Origin of the sequence: Micromonospora sp. NPDC005252, from assembly GCF_042872475.1 — a bacterium.
GTDB lineage: Bacteria > Actinomycetota > Actinomycetes > Mycobacteriales > Micromonosporaceae > Micromonospora.
Genome location: NZ_JBIAKN010000016.1, coordinates 21,099 through 33,584 on the forward strand (window position 1 = coordinate 21,099; position 12,486 = coordinate 33,584).

The 12,486-nt window shown below is 73.4% G+C and carries 13 protein-coding genes; 10 read left to right on the plus strand and 3 right to left on the minus strand.

The window, feature by feature from the left end; all coding sequences use genetic code 11:
- Positions 1-84: 84 nt before the first annotated feature.
- The 6 genes from ACFYPH_RS28320 (at position 85) to ACFYPH_RS28345 (ending at position 6,606) form a co-directional block, all read left to right on the plus strand.
- Positions 85-3,138, plus strand: a complete 3,054-nt coding sequence (locus tag ACFYPH_RS28320; protein ID WP_355135354.1) for an Rne/Rng family ribonuclease — start codon at positions 85-87, stop codon at positions 3,136-3,138.
- A 117-nt stretch (positions 3,139-3,255) separates the two neighbouring features.
- Positions 3,256-3,768: a hypothetical protein gene (locus tag ACFYPH_RS28325; RefSeq protein WP_387186042.1), complete on the plus strand. Its 513-nt coding sequence runs from the start codon at positions 3,256-3,258 to the stop codon at positions 3,766-3,768.
- Positions 3,769-3,934: 166 nt separating this feature from the next.
- The gene (rplU, locus tag ACFYPH_RS28330) at positions 3,935-4,249 is read left to right on the plus strand and encodes a 50S ribosomal protein L21 (RefSeq protein WP_007464063.1); all 315 of its coding nucleotides are present in this window, start codon (positions 3,935-3,937) and stop codon (positions 4,247-4,249) included.
- 11 nt (positions 4,250-4,260) lie between these two features.
- Positions 4,261-4,515, plus strand: a complete 255-nt coding sequence (gene rpmA, locus ACFYPH_RS28335) for a 50S ribosomal protein L27 (protein WP_007464062.1) — start codon at positions 4,261-4,263, stop codon at positions 4,513-4,515.
- 95 nt (positions 4,516-4,610) lie between these two features.
- A complete protein-coding gene (obgE, locus tag ACFYPH_RS28340) occupies positions 4,611-6,086 on the plus strand; it encodes a GTPase ObgE (RefSeq protein WP_354857905.1) in 1,476 nt (491 codons plus the stop codon).
- A gap of 70 nt (positions 6,087-6,156) precedes the next feature.
- A complete protein-coding gene (locus ACFYPH_RS28345) occupies positions 6,157-6,606 on the plus strand; it encodes a GNAT family N-acetyltransferase (RefSeq protein WP_354857907.1) in 450 nt (149 codons plus the stop codon).
- 52 nt (positions 6,607-6,658) lie between these two features.
- Here the strand turns inward: ACFYPH_RS28345 and ACFYPH_RS28350 are convergent, their stop codons facing one another.
- Positions 6,659-7,150, minus strand: a complete 492-nt coding sequence (locus tag ACFYPH_RS28350; RefSeq protein WP_354857909.1) for a DUF4383 domain-containing protein — start codon at positions 7,148-7,150, stop codon at positions 6,659-6,661.
- A gap of 232 nt (positions 7,151-7,382) precedes the next feature.
- Here ACFYPH_RS28350 and ACFYPH_RS28355 point away from each other — a divergent pair, with 232 nt between their 5' ends.
- The 3 genes from ACFYPH_RS28355 to ACFYPH_RS28365 are packed head-to-tail and all read left to right on the plus strand — an operon-like array spanning position 7,383 to position 9,353.
- On the plus strand, positions 7,383-8,207 hold the full coding sequence (locus tag ACFYPH_RS28355; RefSeq protein ID WP_387186047.1) for a hypothetical protein: 825 nt from the start codon (positions 7,383-7,385) through the stop codon (positions 8,205-8,207).
- A 31-nt stretch (positions 8,208-8,238) separates the two neighbouring features.
- Complete coding sequence (locus ACFYPH_RS28360; RefSeq protein ID WP_354857914.1) at positions 8,239-8,706, plus strand: phage holin family protein; 468 nt, start codon at positions 8,239-8,241, stop codon at positions 8,704-8,706.
- Positions 8,703-9,353, plus strand: a complete 651-nt coding sequence (locus ACFYPH_RS28365) for a DUF3618 domain-containing protein (RefSeq protein ID WP_363940116.1) — start codon at positions 8,703-8,705, stop codon at positions 9,351-9,353. The genes ACFYPH_RS28360 and ACFYPH_RS28365 overlap by 4 nt, the downstream gene beginning before the upstream one ends.
- Before the next feature lie 108 nt (positions 9,354-9,461).
- Here ACFYPH_RS28365 and ACFYPH_RS28370 read toward each other — a convergent pair whose 3' ends face one another.
- Together ACFYPH_RS28370 and ACFYPH_RS28375 are read right to left on the minus strand one after the other, a co-directional pair.
- The gene (locus ACFYPH_RS28370) at positions 9,462-10,496 is read right to left on the minus strand and encodes a glycosyltransferase (protein ID WP_387186051.1); all 1,035 of its coding nucleotides are present in this window, start codon (positions 10,494-10,496) and stop codon (positions 9,462-9,464) included.
- 92 nt (positions 10,497-10,588) lie between these two features.
- Positions 10,589-11,833 carry a cytochrome P450 gene (locus tag ACFYPH_RS28375; protein WP_354857922.1) on the minus strand — a complete coding sequence of 415 codons (1,245 nt, stop codon included), beginning with the start codon at positions 11,831-11,833 and terminating at the stop codon, positions 10,589-10,591.
- A 218-nt stretch (positions 11,834-12,051) separates the two neighbouring features.
- Here ACFYPH_RS28375 and ACFYPH_RS28380 point away from each other — a divergent pair, with 218 nt between their 5' ends.
- Positions 12,052-12,441 carry a hypothetical protein gene (locus tag ACFYPH_RS28380; protein ID WP_387186055.1) on the plus strand — a complete coding sequence of 130 codons (390 nt, stop codon included), beginning with the start codon at positions 12,052-12,054 and terminating at the stop codon, positions 12,439-12,441.
- Positions 12,442-12,486 lie beyond the last annotated feature (45 nt).

The window sequence follows — 12,486 nt, forward strand, 5'->3', positions numbered from 1 at the left end:
GCGCGCCCGGCGGAAACACTTTTGCGGCGACCCTGCGTGGCAGCGCTCACCCGCGCCCGGGGCAGCCAGAACTGGAGAACGTCCATGCTCGAGAACGAGCCCGAGGGCGGCGAACGGACCGGTTCACAGCCGGCCGGCGACACCGCTGACCAGAGCACCACCACCGACGGCGCCGCCGGCGCGCAGCAGGCGGGCGCGGAGAGCGCCGAGGCTGCCGCACCGCCACGGCGGGCGCGGGCCACCCGGCGTCGGGCCGCCCCGCTCAACCAGCCGGAGCAGGCCGAGGCGCCCGTCGAGGCGTCCGCCGGCGGGTCCGGCGCCGTCGAGTCGCCGCAGGCGGAGGTCTTCGCCCCGGTCTCCGGTGACCTGGACGTCGCCCCGAAGACCCCCCGACGCCGGCGCAAGGCGGCCCCCGTCGAGACGACCGCCGAGGAGCCGCTGGTCGCCGCCAGCGCGGAGCTGGCCTCCCCCGAGGTCGTTCCTCCGGTCAAGGTGACCCGCACCCGGCGCAAGAAGGCAACGCCCGCCGTCGAGGAGCCGCCGGCCGTCGTGGAGCCCGCCGCCGCCGAGGAGCCCGCCGTCGAGGAGCCCGCCGCAGAGGAGCCCTCCGCCGAGGGGGACGCCGCTGAGACGTCGGCGGAGTCCGACCTGCGTCAGGCGGAAGCCGAGCTGAACGAGGCGCAGACCCCGCCGGACGGAACCGGCGCCGAGCAGGCGTTCGGTGACGCGCGGGAGCGCTCCGGCGAGGTGGCGCCCGGTGTCGCCGTGGCGAACGTGGCCGATGAGCCGATCGAGCCTGCCGAGGTCGTCGAGGCCGAGCAGCCGCGCACCCGCCGTCGGCGGGCCGCGCTCTCCGCACCCACAGTGCTGTTCATGGCACCCCAGCCGGACGCCGTGCCGGTGACCCGGCCGGCGGAGCCCGCTCCGGTGGCCGAGGAACCGGCCGTCGAGGCCGAGCCGTCCCGTCGACGGCGGCGCGGTCGCCGCGACGTCGAGCCGGTGGAGCCGGTCGAGGCCGAGGAAGAGCCGACCGAGGAGGCCGACGAGGCCGCCGAGGTGGACGAGGACGACGAGGACAGCGCCGCCGCGCGTCGCCGCCGTCGGCGTGGCCGCCGGGGTCGGGGCCGGGGCAAGGGCGGTGCCGACGACGCCGAGGACGAGGAGTCCGACGAGGCGGCACAGGCCGACGAGGAGGAGACCGCCGAGGCCGAGGCCGAGGGTGACGAGGACGAGGAGACCGAGGGCGGGGACGGGTTGACCCGTCGTCGCCGTCGTCGCCGCCGTCGCGGCGCCGGTGACACCGAGGGAGCCGCCGACGACGGTGTGCCCACCGTGGTCAAGATCCGCGAGCCGCGGCGCACGGTCGACGAGGTCCAGGGCGTGTCCGGCTCGACCCGGCTGGAGGCCAAGCGCCAGCGTCGCCGGGACGGGCGGGAGCAGCGGCGTACGCGGCCGCCGATCCTCAGCGAGTCGGAGTTCCTGGCCCGCCGGGAGGCGGTCGACCGGGTGATGGCGGTCCGGCAGCGCGGTGACCGCACCCAGATCGCCGTCCTGGAGGACGGTGTGCTGGTCGAGCACTACGTCACCCGAAACTCCTCGGGCACCATGGCCGGCAACGTCTACCTGGGCAAGGTGCAGAACGTGCTGCCCAGCATGGAGGCGGCGTTCGTCGACGTCGGCCGGGGCCGCAACGCGGTGCTGTACGCCGGCGAGGTCAACTGGGACACCTCCGGCCTGGAGGGGCGTGCCCGCTCGATCGAGCAGGCGCTGCGCTCCGGCGACTCGGTGCTGGTCCAGGTCACCAAGGACCCGATCGGGCACAAGGGCGCCCGGCTGACCAGCCACATCGCCCTCTCCGGCCGGCACCTGGTCTACGTGCCCAACGGCAACGCGTCCGGGATCAGCCGCAAGCTGCCGGACACCGAGCGCAAGCGGCTGCGCGACGTGCTCAAGAAGCTGGTCCCGGACGGCGCGGGCGTGATCGTCCGGACGGCCGCCGAGGGCGCCAGCGAGGACGAGCTGGCCCGCGACGTCAAGCGGCTCCAGGCGCAGTGGGAGGACATCCAGGCCAAGGCCGCCGAGGGTGGCGCCCCGGCGCTGCTCTACGGGGAGCCGGACCTGGTCATCCGCGTGGTCCGGGACCTGTTCAACGAGGACTTCCGCGAGCTGGTGATCGAGGGCGAGCAGTCGTACGACATCGTCGAGTCGTACCTGTCGCACGTCTCTCCGGACCTGGTCGACCGGGTGCGCCGGCACGTCGGGACGAGCGACGTCTTCGCCGAGTACCGGATCGACGAGCAGATCATCAAGGGCCTGGACCGCAAGGTCTTCCTGCCCTCCGGCGGCTCGCTGGTGATCGACAAGACCGAGGCCATGACGGTCGTCGACGTCAACACCGGTAAGTACACCGGCTCCGGGGGCAACCTGGAGGAGACCGTCACCCGCAACAACCTGGAGGCGGCGGAGGAGATCGTCCGCCAGCTCCGGTTGCGCGACATCGGCGGCATCGTGGTGATCGACTTCATCGACATGGTGCTGGAGTCGAACCGGGAGCTGGTGCTGCGCCGACTCACCGAGTGCCTGGGCCGGGACCGGACCAAGCACCAGGTCACCGAGATCACCTCGCTCGGTCTGGTGCAGATGACCCGTAAGCGGATCGGCGCGGGCCTGCTGGAGGCGTTCAGCGAGACCTGCGAGTGCTGCAAGGGCCGGGGCGTCATCATCCACACCGAGCCGGTGCCGGAGAAGCCGCATACCGGTGGGGCCGCGGAGAAGGTCAAGGCGGTCGCCTCGTCGGCGCCGGCCGCTCCGGCCGTCGAGGCCGGCACCGCGTCGTCCCGCCGCCGGGCGCGCAAGAGCGCCCCGGCCGAGCGCGCGGTGGTCGAGGTCGTCGACACCGACACCAGCGTCGAACCGGACGCCGACTACCAGGACACCATGGGGTACGACCTGTCCCGCTACGAGGCGGAGACCGAGGCGGCGCCGGCGGTGTCCGACAGCCTGCAGGGCGAGTCGGCCCGGCTGGCCGCGGCCGACGACCCGGACGCGCTCGCCGACGGCGACACCGACGAGGAGGCCGGTGGCGCGGGGCGTCGCCGCTCCCGCCGCGGTGGCGCTCGTCGGCGGACCCGCCCCTGACGGCCTGACCGGCCCGGTGTTTGACGAGGTCCCTTTCCCGGCAATGTGACGGGGAGGGACCTCGCCGTTCCGGTCACCCCGGGCCGGGAGCGGTCGCCCCCCGGTCAGGAGAAGAAGATGCCTCGCCTGCTCGCCGTCACCGTGCTGGGGGCCGTGCTCGCCGTCGGAGCCGCCTGCTCCGCCGACCGGTCGGTCGATGCGGGCCCGACCGGCGCGACCGCCGGGGCTTCCGGCCCGGCCGCCGGGTCCGGAGGCGCTCCCGGCGGGTCGACCGGTACGCCGGTGGGTGGCGGTGTCGCGGGCGACAATCGGCAGGTGTGCGCCGAGGCGCAGCAGGCCGGCGCCACCGCCGTCCGGGAGTACGTGGCGGAGCTGGGCCGGATGGTCGCGGCGGTGGGTGCGGGGGACACCGCCACCGCCGATGCGGCCCGCACGAGGGCGCAGACGGCGCTGGCCGGGTGGCGGGCCGCGCTGCGGGAGCAGTCGGCGCGGTCCACCGATCCGCAGCTCAAGACGTTGCTCAGTGACCTCGGCACGGAGGTCGCCGCACTCGGCGCGGACGTCGAGTCGATCGACGAGACCGAGCTGGACCGGCTCCAGCAGCGCCTCGACCAGCTCTGCGCCCGCTGACCAGGGCGGGCCGGTTTGGGGTCCGGGCCGGCAATGGCGTACTCTTGCCTGCGGCCCACCTTTGGTGTGCCGAGTTCCCGTGTGCCCGCGCCGCCGTGCACTGCTACCCGGCGAGCCGCCGCGGGGACGACCGCCAGCAGCCTCAACGACAGGGAGTCCGCCTCCGATGTACGCGATCGTCAAGACCGGCGGCAAGCAGTACAAGGTCGCCGAGGGCGACGTGATCGAGGTCGAGAAGCTCACCGGTGCCCCCGGTGACGCGGTGAAGCTCACCGCGGTGCTCCTCGTCGACGGTGACGACCTGGTGACCGACGCGGCGAAGCTTGCCGAGGTCGCGGTGTCCGGCGAGATCGCCGCGCACACCAAGGGCCCGAAGATCCGGATCCACAAGTTCAAGAACAAGACCGGCTACCACAAGCGCCAGGGTCACCGCCAGCCGTTGACCCAGGTCAAGGTGACCGGCATCTCCAGCGGGAAGTAGGTCGTCCTCCAATGGCTCACAAAAAGGGTGCGTCCAGCTCGCGTAACGGTCGTGACTCCGCGGCCCAGCGACTCGGCGTGAAGCGCTTCGGTGGTCAGGTCGTCAGCGCCGGTGAGATCATCATCCGGCAGCGTGGCACCAAGTTCCACCCCGGTGACCTGGTCGGCCGTGGCGGCGACGACACGCTTTTCGCGCTGTCCGCCGGTGCGGTCCTGTTCGGCACCAAGCGCGGTCGCAAGACCGTCAGCATCGTTCCGCAGCAGTAGCTCTCGGGCTTAAGCGGGCCGCGGACCTCCGGGTCCCGGCCCGCTTAGCCTTTTTCACGAAGTGCGAGGTGGACCTCGCTGGAAGGATTGACGCCGTGGCGACGTTCGTTGACCGGGTCGTCCTGCATCTGCAGGCCGGCGATGGTGGGCACGGTTGTGTCTCGATCCACCGCGAGAAGTTCAAGCCCTTCGGCGGGCCGGACGGCGGCAACGGCGGGCACGGCGGCAGCGTGTCGCTGGTGGTCGACCCGCAGGTGACCACGCTGCTCGACTTCCACTTCCACCCGCACGTCAAGGCCGACAACGGCAAGGGCGGCGCCGGGTCGAACCGGGACGGGGCCAACGGCCACAACCTGGTGCTGAAGGTGCCCAACGGCACGGTGGTCCAGACCACCGACGGCACCGTGCTGGCCGACATGGTCGGCGCCGGCACCACCTTCGAGGTGGCCCGGGGCGGGCGCGGCGGGCGCGGCAACGCCTCGCTGGCCAACGCCAAGCGCAAGGCTCCCGGCTTCGCCGAGCTGGGCGAGCCCGGCGACCAGCTGGACATCGTGCTGGAGCTGAAGAGCGTCGCCGACGTGGGCCTGGTGGGCTTCCCGTCGGCCGGTAAGTCGTCGCTGATCTCGGTGATCTCCGCCGCGAAGCCGAAGATCGCCGACTACCCGTTCACCACCCTGGTGCCCAACCTCGGTGTGGTCCGGATGGACAACCACACCTTCACCGTCGCCGACGTGCCGGGCCTGATCCCGGGCGCGGCCACCGGCAAGGGCCTGGGCCTGGAGTTCCTGCGGCACATCGAGCGCTGCGCGGTGCTGGTGCACGTCATCGACTCGGCGACCCTGGAGCCCGGCCGCGACCCGGTCGCCGACATCGACGCCATCGAGGCCGAGCTGAGCCAGTACGGCGGGCTGACCGACCGCCCACGGCTGGTGGCCGTGAACAAGGTCGACGTGCCGGACGGCCGGGACCTCGCCGAGATCGTCCGCCCGGATCTGGAGGAGCGCGGCTACCGCGTGTTCGAGGTCTCCGCGGCCACCCGGGAGGGGCTCAAGGAGCTGACGTACGCGATGGCCGAGCTGGTCGAGGCGGAGCGCAAGGCGGCGCCGCCGGCCGAGCCGACCCGGATCGTGATCCGGCCGATGGCCGTGGACGACGCCGGCTTCACCATCACGGCCGAGGCCGACGGCTCGTTCACCGTCCGCGGCGTACGCCCGGAGCGGTGGGTCAAGCAGACCAACTTCGACAACGACGAGGCGGTCGGCTACCTCGCCGACCGGCTGGCCCGGCTCGGCGTGGAGGACAAGCTCGCCAAGGCCGGCGCCCAGCCCGGTGACCTGGTCCGGATCGGTGAGCGCGAGTTCGACTGGCAGCCGACGCTGTACGCGGGTGTGGAGTTCGCGCCCGGCAACCGGGGCACCGACGTCCGCCTGGAGGAGAAGTCGAACCGGGCCTCGGCGGCGGAGCGGCTCGCCGCCCGCAAGGCCCGCCGGGTGCGCTCGGCGGACGAGGTGGGCGCGGACTCGTCCGACGACGACGTCGAGGACATCGAGGACGAGGACGACGCCGAGTAGCCCGTTGCTCTCCGTGATCGGGACGACTGCCGGAAACCTGCGCGAAATCCACCCCGCCTAGCGTGGGGTGATGCTGATCGAGTCGCGGCCCGCCACCGATCCCGAGATCGCCGCCCTGGTCGTCGCCCAGCAGCGTGAGCTGCGCGAGGCCGACGGCGGGCTGGACGGGCAGGTCACCGTCGCCCACGACGACATCCGTTACCTGGCGGTGGTGGTGCACGGCCGGGCGGTCGCCTGCGGCGGGCTCCAGTCGCTCGACGCCGTCACCGGCGAGGTCAAGCGGATGTACGTCCGGCCCGCGTACCGGGGCCGGGGCATCGCCCGCCAACTGCTCGCCGCGTTGGAGGAGTGCGCGTTCCGGCAGGGGCACACGGTGGTCTGCCTGGAGACCGGCACGTACCTGCCGGCGGCCATCGGGCTGTACACCTCGTGCGGCTACGAGCCGGTCCCGGTGTACGGGGAGTACGTCGGCAACCCGTACAGCGTCTGTTTCGCCAAGCGGCTCCCGGTCGCGGCCTGACGGCGACGGGTCGCTCGCCCGCGGTGGCGGTCAGGCGCCGTGAATCGGCAGGTCAAGGCCGGTCGATCGGGGTGTCCAGGCGCCCACCGGTGCCCACCTGGTTGGACAGCAACAGCCCGAGCGCGAGCATGCCGAAGCCGAGGGCGAGGTGCAGCCAGTTGTCGGCGTCGTTGACCGGCAGGATGTTCGCTCCGGCCTCGGGGTCGACCGCCTCGATCCCCAGGCCGTACAGCCAGAGGGCCAGGTAGATCGCGCCGCCGCCGGCCAGGAAGAGCCGGGCGCCGGCGACGCTGCGGGCCAGCACCAGGCCCACCAGCCCGAACAGCAGGTGCACCGCGTTGTGCAGGATCGACACCTGGAACAGCCCGAGCAGCTTGGCGTCCGAGTGGTGCCCGGCGAAGGTCAGCTCGCCGTAGTCGGTGGTGATGCCGGGGATGTAGCCGAGGATTCCGATCAGCAGGAAGACCCCGGCCACGACAAGCGCGACCACCTGCACCCGGGGTCGGGAGGCAGCAGGTCGGCCACCTCGCGCGTCTCGTGCCATCCCTGCCCCCTTTTCGTGGATCTGCCGGTCCCGCGAACCTCGCTGTCCGCAGCGGCGACGTGACGCAGCCCGACGATCCTCCATTTTGAAGTCGATCCCACCGGCCGCGCAGAGAAATGCACGAACAGGTATGGAAGCCGAAACGCAGGGTAGGTGAGTTGTCAGCGGCCACTGCGTCACGGCCGCATCCCCCCAGCACAACCGCGACGACTTTCCGAGCGGAAGGGAAATCATGACTTACGAAGTGTCACCCACGTCTTCCACGTACGGGCACGAGTCCACCAACGGCGGCGGCGTCCGCGAGCAGGCCCGGCACGTCGGGTCCGAGGCGGCGCACGCCGGTGGCGCGGTCGCCCAGACCGCGAAGGAGCAGGGCACCGAGGTCGGCCGCGAGGCCGCCCGGCAGGCCCGCAACCTCTACGGCGAGGCCCGCACTCAGCTCGCCAGCCAGACCGGTGAGCAGCAGCGCCGGGCCGCCGGCGGACTGCGGTCGATCGCCGACGAGATGCGCACCATGGCCGAGCAGGGTGGCCAGTCCGGCCCGGTGAGCGAGCTGGCCCGCCAGGCCGCCGACCGGGTGCACGGTGTGGCCGGCTGGCTGGAGGAGCGCGAGCCGGGCGACCTGATCAACGAGGTACGCGACTACGCGCGGCGCAACCCGGGCACCTTCCTGGTCGGCGCGGCGGTGCTCGGCGTGCTGGCCGGCCGCCTGACCCGCGGCATCTCCGACTCCGGCGACCACTCCGGCAACGGCTCCGCGGGCTACCGCGGCAACGGGGCGTACGACCCGGAGCAGACCGCGGTGATCCCCACGCCGCCGCCGGCACCCCGCACGACCGCGGACACCACCCCGGCGGGCGGCTACCTCGACCCGACCCCCGGGACGTACACCGAGCCGACCTCCGGCGGCTACAGCGACCCGACGCCCGGCGGCTACAGCGACCCGACCCGTCCGGACGGCTACACCGAGCCGGCCAGCACCGGTCAGCCGCTGCCGCCGGTGACCCAGACCGACCCGCTGCCGGGCGTGCCGTCCAGCGGCAGCCCCCGCCCGTGAGGCGCCGAGTCATCCGAAGGGAGGCGACGGCATGACCATGCCGACGCAGGGGTCCGGCCTGGACTCCGGTTACCACCCCGACGCGGGTGCCCCGCACACCGCGGCGGAGGTGAAGGGCAGCTCGCTCGGTGACCTGATGCGTCAGGTCACCACCGACCTGTCGACGCTGATGCGCCAGGAGGTCGAGCTGGCCAAGGCCGAGATCCGCCAGGAGGGCAAGAAGGCCGGCAAGGCCGCGGGCCTCTTCGGCGGCGCTGGCTTCGGCGGCTACATGGTGGCGTTGTTCGTCTCCATCGCCGTGTGGCAGTTCCTGGACAACGTCATGGACTCCGGCCTGGCCGCGCTGATCGTGGCCGTCATCTGGGCCGTGGTCGCCGCCGTCCTCTACTCGATGGCCAAGAAGAACGCCCAGCACGTACGCGGGCTCAAGCAGACCAACGACAGCGTGCAGCGGATCCCCGACGCGCTCAAGCCCCACCCGGAGGGAGTCACCCGATGAGCACCGATCCCGACCAGATCCGCCGGGAGATCGAGGCCACCCGCAACAGCCTCAGCTCCGATGTGGACGCGCTGGCGTACAAGGTCAGCCCGAGCCGCATCGTCGACGACCGCAAGCAGCGGGCCCGTTCCGCGCTGCAGAATGTGAGGGACAAGGTCATGGGAACCGCGTCTGACCTCGGCCACGGCACCGGACACGCCGCCCACTCGGTGGGTGACCGTGCCTCCTCGGCGGCTTCCAGCGTCAGCGACGCCGCGCACTCGGCGGCCTCCTCGGTCAGCGACGCCGCCCACAGCGCGCCCCGGGTCATCCGGCAGAAGTCGCAGGGCAACCCGCTGGCCGCCGGCCTGATCGCCTTCGGGGTCGGCTGGCTGGCCTCCTCGCTGATCCCGGCCTCCCGCCGGGAGCAGCAGGCCGCCGCTCAGGTCAAGGACAAGGTCAGCGAGCACAGCGGCGCCGTGAAGGAGAAGCTGGGCGAGGTGGCCAGCGAGCTCAAGGACGAGCTGCGCGAGCCGGCCCAGCACGCCGCCGAGTCGGTGAAGTCCACCACCCAGGACGCCGTGCACGCGGTCAAGGACGACGGCCGGTCGGCCGCCCAGGACGTCAAGGACCAGGCCCAGCAGGCCCGCCAGCAGGTCAGTTCCTGAGCCCACCGCAATCGGCGACAGCTCGCGGTCACCCCGGTGGCCGCGAGCTGTCGCATGTCCACCCGCGCCCCGACGCGGTCGCGGTGCAGCGGCGGCGCGGACGCCTGATCAGCGCCCGCGTCGGCCGGGTCGGCGAGCGGCCTGGCGGATACGGGTGTTGCCGTAGCGGACTCCGCCGAGCAGGAGGCGCTGGGCGACCGCCAGCCAGCTGCAGATGCCACGTTCGAGCAGCCAGAGTGGGGCGGCCAGCGAGGTGCTCGGTGGGAAGACGGTCCCGCCGTCGGCGCGGCGGCGGCCCACCTCGGCCACGGCGACGACAGTTGCCGCCGTGCCGAGCAGCAGCCGGGGCCGCCGCGCCGCGACCGCCGCGGCCAGCGCCGGCAGGACCGCGAGCGCGGTCAGCAGGCGGGCCGGCTGGGCCAGATCGTCGTACGCCTGGCGGACCCGCTGGCCCCGGAAGTGCGTCGCGTCCGACGGCAGCCGGCGTACGTACAGCCAGGGCGGCGCGACCTGGACACCGCCGTACGCGCGTACGGTGCGGATCAGCTCCAGGTTCTCGAAGAGCACGTCCGGGTCGTACCCGCCCATGGCGAGGAACGTGCTGCGGCGCACCGCGAGGGTGCCGGGGTAGTCGTCTCCGAGCGCCCGGTTGAGCAGCGTCCGCCCGGTGTCCCACCAGGCGTGCCAGGGCAGTGGGTCGAAGTAGTTCTGCGGCCGGACCAGGTCGACCCGGCCCAGCAGCCGGTGCACGGCGCGCAGCCCGGCCTCGTCGTACCGGACGTCGTCGTCGGCGATGACCACGTGTTCGTGGTGTGCCGCGTCAACGCCGGTGTGCACCCCGACCACCTTGCCGTTGTGCCCTCGCCCGGCGGGATCGGGCGGCAGGTGCCGGACCAGCCCCTGCCAGGCCACCGCGTGCCGGGCGAAGAGCTCCGGCGGTGACCCGTCGACGACGAGCACCTCGACCAGGCCGCTCAGCCGGCGCAGGTAGCCGGTCAGCTCGTCCAGACCGCTGTCGGTGTGCCAGCGCAGCGGCAGCACGTACGCCATCGGCAGGACGGCCGGCGGCAGGGTGGTCGGCGGTGTGCCGGTGTTGTCGTGCCCGGCTCGCCGGGCGGCGTCACCGGCGGCCGGGAAGGGCATCGGCGCCTCCTGGGCAGGCGGTCCGCGGCCGGCGGTGGGCGGGCCGCCCGCTGCACGTGCCCGCCCTGCCTCGATCCAAACCGGCGACGGGGTCAGGCGCGGCGGATGTTGGTGAGGGTCAGGCCGCTGGGCGGCAGCGCGGGCATGCGCCGCAGGTCCAGGGTCAGGTCCTGCGGCGGGACCTCGTAGCGCATACCGCCGGTCAGGTTCGTGACCGCCCGCTTCATCAGGTCGATGGTGATCCACTCGCCGGCGCAGCGGTGCCCGGTGGTGTGGTCGCCGCCGCCCTGCGGGACCAGCTCGAATGGGTCCACACGGCGGCCGGCGAACCGCTCGGGACGGAACAGCTCCGGTTCGGGCCAGAGCGCCGGGTGGTGGTTGGTGCCGTAGAGGTCGAGCAGCACCCGCCGTCCTCGGGGGAAGTGGTGGCCCTCCCAGTCGAACGAGCGCCGGACCCGGGCGGCGGCCATCGGGAAGAACGGGTAGTAGCGACGTACCTCCTGGACGAACTGCTCGGTGGCCTCGTCGTCACCGTGGACCCTCTCCCGCCAGCCGGGATGGTCGCGCAGGGCGAGCGCGGCGAAGACGATGTACCGGTCCACGGCGACCACCGGGCGCAGCAGGTTGAGCAGTTCGACGGCGGCGGCCCGGCGGGGGAGCAGCGCCCCGCGCGCGTCGCGGTGCTCGGCCACGATCTCAAGCGGGCTGCCGGCCGGCGGCGGGTGGATGCCGGTCCGGGCCCGTTCGACGAGGTCGCCGAGCCAGCGTTCGGCGCGACGGCGGGCGAGCAGGCCCCGCCAGTGCCGTGGGCCGACGACCGCCGGGCCCTCGATCATGGCGTGCAGTTCGACGGCGCGGCGGGTGACCTGCGACGTGGCCAGCGGCACCCCGGCCCAGGCGCAGACCGCCCGGGTCAGCAGGCGGCCCAGCTCGTCGTAGAGCGGCACCGGCCCGGCCGCCTCCCAGGCGGGGATCCGCGCCCGCCACTCGTCGTCGAAGAGCTGCCCGAGGCGCTGGATGGCCGTCGGCGTCATGATCGACATGAGCATGGCCTTGCGGTCGGAGTGCTCCGATCCGTCCAGCCCCTGCACGCCACCCCGGCCGGTGAGCGTCCGCTGCACCCGCAGGTGCATCGCGCTGTCGCGCTGGAAGCGCTCGTTGTCGTAGAAGAGCATCGCGGCTGGCCGGCCCCGCAGGCAGATGGTCGGTGCGAGCAGGATGCGGGCCTGGAAGACGTCGCTGCCGTACCGCTCGCAGCGCTCACCGATGAACCGGTAGCCGGCGCGGAGCAGCGCGAGGGTGCTGTCCGGCGTGCGGTCGGCCGGCATGGTCGCCATCGGGTCTCCTCGGGTGCGAGCGGTGGCCGGCGTCGCCGTCGCGCTGCGTCTACCCGTGTTGCCGCCGCTGAATCCCCGCGGCGACAGCGCGTCGGCTGGCCCCTCCCACGGGCGGCGGAACCTGGTTTGCTCAGCTGGTGGGGCCGCCGTGAGCCGGCAGCACCGGTCGGCCGGTGCGGCCCTCGGTGGGCCGATGGCCACGACCACGGGGAGGGCGAATGCACGACAACAGGGCGCCGCACTGGCGGCAACGGCGGGCGGTCGCGGCGACGGGCGCGGGTCGTGCTCTGCGCCCACTGATCGGCCCGCCCGGTCGGCCGTTGCGGCCGCGCCGGTTCTTCACCGTGCACCTGGGCTTCACCGCGCCGGGCGCGGCCGACGCCCGCGAGCAGGCGGTGGCGTACGCGGAGGCGCTGAGCCTGCTTCGCCCGGAGGTGGCCCTCGGTGCGGCGGCCCTGTCACCGGCCGACGCGTGGCACCGGGCCGAGCGGCTGTTCTGTGGCGCGGTCGGCCCGGACGGGGAGCGTTGCGTCGATGTCGCCGAGCATCCGGGCTTCCACCACGCGCCGGGTCCCGGCGGTCTCGGCTGGGGCGACGGTGATGCCTGACCTGGCGTGGGGGGGGGGGGGGGGGGCGGGGCGCCCCCCCCCCCC